This window comes from Pseudofulvimonas gallinarii (assembly GCF_004343305.1).
Taxonomy (GTDB): domain Bacteria; phylum Pseudomonadota; class Gammaproteobacteria; order Xanthomonadales; family UBA2363; genus Pseudofulvimonas; species Pseudofulvimonas gallinarii.
The window spans coordinates 1-5,022 of record NZ_SMAF01000047.1 but is presented as its reverse complement, the minus strand read 5'-3'; the positions used below and the strand labels follow the sequence as shown (position 1 = coordinate 5,022).

At 57.9% G+C, this 5,022-nt stretch carries 2 protein-coding genes; both read right to left on the bottom strand.

The features are described from left to right. Nucleotides 1-838 precede the first annotated feature (838 nt). Complete coding sequence (locus EDC25_RS14455; protein ID WP_132577785.1) at nt 839-2,866, bottom strand: hypothetical protein; 2,028 nt, start codon at nt 2,864-2,866, stop codon at nt 839-841. Nucleotides 2,867-2,945: 79 nt separating this feature from the next. Further along, entirely contained in the window at nt 2,946-4,445 is a 1,500-nt protein-coding gene (locus EDC25_RS14450; protein WP_132577783.1) for a S1 family peptidase, read from the bottom strand. Between the last annotated feature and the right edge of the window lie 577 nt (nt 4,446-5,022).

The window sequence follows — 5,022 nt, the reverse complement described above, 5'->3', positions numbered from 1 at the left end:
CACCTGCCGACCACCCTCAATCGCGACATCGACAGCTTACTGCCGCTGCGGCGCGATTGAATCCGGGGGTGGGGGTGTCCTTACCGGACGCTTACCGCCATTTACGTGACCGATACGCCGTACATTGAAGCGGCGCAACCAAGCGGAACAGCAACCGCGCCACGGCCCTGTCAGTAACCTCCGCGTGGACGAAGTGTAATCAGGGCCAGATCCCGCTGCTCGTCCTGGGAGAAGGTTCGTCCTTCAGTCACCATGATCCGCAAGCCGTCTGGCGATACAGCAGCAACCTCCAACTCGCGCCACGATGCTGGTTCGACGTCCATTGAATCGAGGGTGCGGCCCAGGGATACCATTCTGGTCAGGGGCGTATACACGAATGAATCTGAGGTACGGCCTGGATTCGACTTTTGAGCTGCCAGGTTATGCGGCCTCGTACTCGATGAAAGGTATGGATAAATCCCGTAGTTTCCAACTACTAATCCGCCATCGGGCGAGACGCTCACGATACTGTAGGCTGGCGTGCCCGTTGTTGGAAGTGGGAGTTTTCCAAGATACTTGACCCGCCCACTGTCCGTGAACCACACCCAGGGTTCTTCGCGGGCAGCATCCGGGGACAACGGATTCGGCGCCTCCAGGTCGTGAGCGGCACCACCAAAAACCATACGGCAGTCGGCGTTGCACGCACCCGGCCTTGCCGGCAGCCGCCTGCTCGGCGCCCTGAACCCCGGCGAACAGCGCCAGCTGATCGCCTTGCTGGAGAAGCTGGATAACTGGAGCAATTAAAAAGGTAAAGAGAATATCCAAAAGCCCTCTTGATTCGACTCGTCAGGCCCCTGCTTCACCATTCATTCGATTTCGGCTGAATACGCAGAAGCGCTGCCCGATAGCCGTACCGCAACGGGTTATCGAATTTAACCAGACCCGACAAGAGCATCCATTCTCCGTTTGCACTGATATCGGACACGGACATTGAAATCCACTCCAGTTCGACTTGCCAACTTGCCAGTATCTCCGATAGCGGGACCAGTCCGGTCGCCTGCGTCCAGACAAACCCAGCGCCGGTCAGTTCATTGCCGACGAAACGGGAATAACCTCCGACAGCCACTGTTCCATCGGCGATCACACCGTTGACGGTGTACGGCGCCTGCCCGATTAGCGCATCGTCAGGGGCTCGACCCAGATATCCGGAATCACCTGCGCCGCGCCAGTACCAAGCCTGTCGAGTCTTGGGATGTCCAGCGTCAATGTACGTCTGATCGCTTCCGAAGACGATTTCGCACAATTCATCACAGCCGCCAAGGAAGCCCAATTGAACACCCGATGCATCCTTAATTTCATGCGGAAGATCATCCCCCTCCCAGATCACGGCCACTGGGCGGGCGGTACTCCCTTGGGATCTCATTCCACGGCCAAGAACTCGACGACCATCCCGGCGAATCAGCATTGGCAATGCACCCCAATCATCTGGCTCGGGTAACACGCGTACACCTTCCTCGGCATGCCATATCCACTTCACAGTACGGCTGGCAGATGGACTGGGCATGCTGCTACCGCCCAGATACTGGAGATTGCGTGATGAGGCCGTGACATTCGCTTCCGGATAGGCAAGACCGCTCAAAGGCGTCCACCCCTCGGACCAGGTCCACAGGAATACCCACGGCTCTCCTTCCTCGGTCAGTCTGCCAACTGCAATAGCATCTCCGGCGTCTGAAAAATGCGTACTCCCAGCGCCGAGACCGGGAATGACCATCCACTTGCCATCTTTCCAGATCTGCTTTTGCCACCCGACATTATCTTCGCCGACCCGACGTGAAGCAACAACCGAACCATCGTTTGCAACATGCTGTGCATGAACAACAATACTTGGCTCAAATGGCTCGGCGTCACCGATGGGCAGCTCTACGAACGAGTGCAATTCGTATAGTTCTGTAAATGCCGGCCACGAATAGGGACAGGGCAACAAACGCAATCTCGTCAAACGACTCAACTCGAAAGACCCATCACCGAATCCGGCAAGGGGGGAACTGTATTCCGCGTATCCGCCCTCACAGGAAAGGTCAAGCGACAACCTACCCCACTCGAATCGCTCAACCTGGTCAGGATCAAAGTTTGCACCGAAACGACCGCCGCGCGTAGAGTGCATATCTGGGAAAACCACATTCCCTTGACGATCGACGCTGCCTACACCGAGCATCCAGTACTGGTTGCCCTCGTCGTCATAGCTGTACCAGGTCACGATGGCTTGATTAGGCGTCGCCCAGTGCATCGCAAATCCTTCGCCATTGTGTGACGGGTCATACCATGATCCACTCACCCCGGCGTACTCGGCTGTTTCCCTGCCAACAACACCATGCGGTGTCTCGCACCGTGTGCCCATCACCCGCGCCAGACGCTGCACATCGAACGTCTGGCTCTGGCCGAAGGCCTCATAGCTGAATTGACCGCTATCGCAACCGTCAAAGCGGAAGCTGGCCGAGCCCACCGCTTCGTGGACAACGTCGTCGGGATCGAAGTCGGGACCAAAGCGGGCACCACGGGTGACCACCAGCTGCGAAAAATCGATGCGCTCACCGCTGTCGCCATCGGCCACGATGTCGCCGGCAGCCGTCAGCCAACGCTGGCGACCCTGCTCGTCGTAGGTGAACCAGTACAACCACGCACCGCCGGCATCGCGCAGTTCCAGGACCCAGCCCTCGCCGCTCCGGTCAGCCGCATACCAGTGACCGGCATGACCTGACCGTATCGGCATGGATTCCGCAAAAACAGACGTTGACAAGAACAGAGCGACGATGGACACCATCACCTTCCCCGCGCGACCCCGCGACCAACGCTGTTCCAATGCCGTTTCGGATTGACGATTTTCCATGCGTTTCACCTTGCTTGCTACGTGTGCGATTGCGAGAAGCCAGGCCAGGCAACATACGTCACCTGGCCCATGGAATGCCTCAGAGGGGCGGCCCGCTCCTACAGAAGTACGACCTGTTGACGTTCGTGCTTCCGTATTCGTTGCTGGCCGTGACGAGGACGGTTACCCATGTATCCGATGGGCAAGTACCGTTTGCAGTCGTGCCCGATGTTCCTCCCCCGCTCCACGACCAGGAAACAGAGGTATCGCCTTGTGAGCTGTAACCTGTCGAACAAAAGAAATGGCTGTACCCCATGCCTTCACAGTACGGACCATCCAACGTGGGCGCCGATGACCCATGCTGGGTCAGCATCGTTCTGCCCATCAAACCCAGGCCGATGGTTACCGGCTGGAAATAGACATCGCCGGATACGGCCGGGTGTGCCGAACAATCCGGGGCTCCACCGACATTGATTCCCTGCACTTGCCCGGTCGATGCCGATAGATGAACGCCACCGGAATCGCCATCCTCTGTGCATCCGTTTATGACCTTCGTCAACGCTCCAACTGTATCGCAAGCACCCCAAGAACCAAAGCATTGAGAAACGTTCTTTGCGTTCACTTGACCGCAATATGGACCGCCACTGGTCCCACCATAGCGACATACCGTCGAGTTTATGCTTGCCTCAAGCACTCCGCTCCAGGCACCAGGCACATCAAGTGTTCCCGAAGAGTATCCATTGATCTCGGCGGTTGGTACCCAACCAGTGCCCGTTTGGACCCAGGCGGCGTCCCGTGGGTTGCCGGAATCGGTGGGCCCGGACAGGTCGAACGTGCTGTTCTGCGCCACGCCCAACGGCACGTCAGATCGAGTATGGATCACCTCCCCGGAAGGAAACTCGTTCTTGCCGTATGTGCAGTGACCAGCTGTAAGAAACCCTTGATTGACGGAAACACCGACAGAGCAGATCCAACTGCCGCCATAGTTGGTCTCCCAAGTATTGTTGCGCGTTCCATCTGCACCACGAACAGGCCCTGACGAAAACGGCGGAAGTTCGGTGACCGCATGAATCGATACGCTATCTTCGTAGTCGCGAAGCAGTTCGCTGACCGGACCAACGTCGTCGGCGCTGACGCCAATGGCAACCCGGTTGCCGATGTAGTCAACATGCGAGGAAAGTACCGTACGTTCCGTCAGGGCTTTGCCAATGATGGAAACGACCTGGCCGCGTTGTGCCTCCAGCGAGGCCAGAGAGCGTGCTACAAGAACCGGGTGGCCGCCAAGCAGCTGTATGCGGCTGAATTCCTCCTGCGCGGAAGTGGCGACTTTCAGTGAATTTGTATCCGGATCAAACCAGCTTCCTGCGTAGCCGGCCAAGCCTGCCTCACGGATGCGAAAGTCGTTCACGGCCGCCCTTGCTTCGCTCTCAAGCCGCTGTTTGGCGGATGCCTGATCGATTTCGTACAACTTCATCACAGCATTGATGGTAGCACTGTCAATCGCCCGGGGCGTGTCGTTGGCCTGCACGTATCCGCTGCCGAAAGCAGACAGTTGCACGGCAAGGGCCGCCGAAAGGATGGATGATGCTCTCATAACCATGTCTCCTGTTCCGATGAGTGTCTTTGCCAGTCCGGCGCCGCGTCGTGTCGCGCGCCGCCAGAATCAAGCCTGCTTTTTCATGTCGTTGTGATCGTTACCTCCGCTACTTCGTGATGGATTCGCTTGATTCGGCCGCTCGGGGAACGTGTGAACCCCATGAGGAACGGCAGCCGGTGCGCATCGCGAAAAACATTGGCGAACTCGACAATCTCAATCGCGTCCTGTGTGCGCACCACAGACAAGGAGCCACGAGCAGGCGGGTTGTCCCACCTATACCCGTGAATTCACGGCTCGAGCCGGCATATGTAGCTCGCGGCTGCCGATGCGAAGTGATGGATGGTGTGCGTATGCGAACGCACAATTGCCTGCCGCGGCCAAGCTACAGTTAGTCACCGCAGCAAGGATGTTGCTTGAAGGCCGAGTCGGTCAGTGACTTGCGCACGCTGCGGTTTCACGGCGTCACAAACACGAACGTGAAGAGGGTAAGCGTCTGCCGACGACACCTGTTTTCCCGGTCGCCAGCGGGGTTTGATGGGCACCCTCAATTCGATGGTGCCCTGTCATGCCCAGCAAGCGT

Coding starts and splice junctions, on each gene's coding strand:
- EDC25_RS14450 (WP_132577783.1), bottom strand. CDS start 4,445: ATGGTTATGAGAGCATCATCCATCCTTTCGGCGGCCCTTGCCGTGCAA.
- EDC25_RS14455 (WP_132577785.1), bottom strand. CDS start 2,866: ATGGAAAATCGTCAATCCGAAACGGCATTGGAACAGCGTTGGTCGCGG.